The 1,391-nt window shown below is 65.2% G+C and carries 2 protein-coding genes and 1 pseudogene; all 3 read right to left on the bottom strand.

The window, feature by feature from the left end:
- A pseudogene (locus tag EOA27_RS36530) lies at positions 1–548 on the bottom strand (penicillin-binding protein 2); the annotation flags it as partial.
- Positions 545–940, bottom strand: a complete 396-nt coding sequence (locus EOA27_RS36525; RefSeq protein ID WP_126081989.1) for a hypothetical protein — start codon at positions 938–940, stop codon at positions 545–547. The pseudogene EOA27_RS36530 and the gene EOA27_RS36525, both read right to left, overlap by 4 nt.
- A gap of 4 nt (positions 941–944) precedes the next feature.
- Positions 945–1,391: 16S rRNA (cytosine(1402)-N(4))-methyltransferase (gene mraW, locus EOA27_RS36520; RefSeq protein WP_127258719.1), on the bottom strand; the 447-nt coding region annotated here is incomplete at its 5' end.

The following is a 1,391-nucleotide window of genomic DNA, read 5'->3' as shown; positions in this document are numbered from 1 at the left end:
ACGATATAGGACGAGGTCTCGCCGCTCGGATAGAAGCGGCGCTTTTCGGTGCGGAAGCCGAGGCCGGGAACGCCCAGCGCCATGATGTCGGCCTGCTGCTTCGGCGTCAGCTGGCGCTGCAGCCAGACGAAGCCGGCGCCGCTCTTGAGCTTGCGGTAGGTCTGCTCGTAGTCGATCTCCGGCAGCACGGTCGACAATTTCTCGATCGCTTCGTCGGCATCGACGATGCGCCGCGGCTCGGCAAACAGCGACGCGGTCTTGATGTCGGTCGCCAGCACTTCGCCGTTGCGGTCGACGATATCGGGACGCGACGCGGTGACCCTGCTCTGCGGGCCGTCGGACAGGTCCGGATTCTGCAGGCCGAGATAGACAAGCCTGCCGGCAATCGTGGAATAGAGGGTGAAGAACACCGCCATCGTCATGACGATGCGGGTCCTGGCCTTGCCGCCCGTTGCCTTGCGCGCGGCGTCGACGACGATTGAGCCGTCCTCGACGGTCTTCTTCCGGCGTTTCAGCAGGTCGCCGATCCTTGGAAGCCCGCTGATCATTGCACCGTGCTCCCCGTGACGACGGGGTCCTTGTCGTCCCCAGGTCCATTGCCGGAACTGTCGGCCATGCCGCCAAGCCGCTGAGAGGAAAGGTCCTCGATGGTCAGCGGTTTCACCGGAATGTCGTCAAGGCCACCGATCTGGCGTGCGCCGACCGGTTCGAGGCCCAGCTGGCTCTTGTAGACGTCGGCAAGCTTCTGCAGCCGCGACGGCTGGGTAAGCAGGCTCCAATCCGCCTTGAGAAGATCGATCGTGTCTTCCTCGTAGCGGATCTGCGCCTGGATCTTCTGCACGGACGCCAGTTGCTCCTCGGCCTCGCGCTTGGTCTTGTAGGTCAGGGCCGCGGCCGAGACCATGACGGCGATCAGGACTATGTCGCTGGTACGAAACACGTGCTCACCTCTCTCCCGGCCGTTCGACGGCGGGAAGCTTTGGAAGGCCGAAAATCGAAAAATCGCCCGCACGCGCCGGGGCATCTGTGCGGATCGCAGCGCGCAGCCTGGCCGAGCGCGCTCGCGGGTTGGCCGCTATCTCGGCCTCCCCCGGCGTCACGCCGCCGCCAGCTTTACGGAAAGTCGCGGCGCGCTGCGGCGCGTCGGGCATGTGTCGCGAGCCGCTGGCGGCTTCGGAACGGTCGGCGATGAAGCGCTTGACGATACGGTCTTCCAGGGAATGGAAGGTCACCACGGCAAGTCGGCCGCCTGGCTTCAGCGCCCGCTCGGCCGCCAGCAGCGCCCTTGCAAGCTCGCCAAGCTCGTCATTGACGAAGATGCGCAACGCCTGGAAGACGCGCGTGGCCGGATGGATCTTGTCCTTGGGTCCGCGTCCGATATGCGTTTCGAT

It is taken from the genome of Mesorhizobium sp. M2A.F.Ca.ET.037.01.1.1, from assembly GCF_003998075.1.
In the GTDB taxonomy this organism is placed as follows: domain Bacteria; phylum Pseudomonadota; class Alphaproteobacteria; order Rhizobiales; family Rhizobiaceae; genus Mesorhizobium.
The sequence above is the reverse complement of the archived record's forward strand: the minus strand, read 5'-3'. Positions and strand labels throughout refer to the sequence as shown.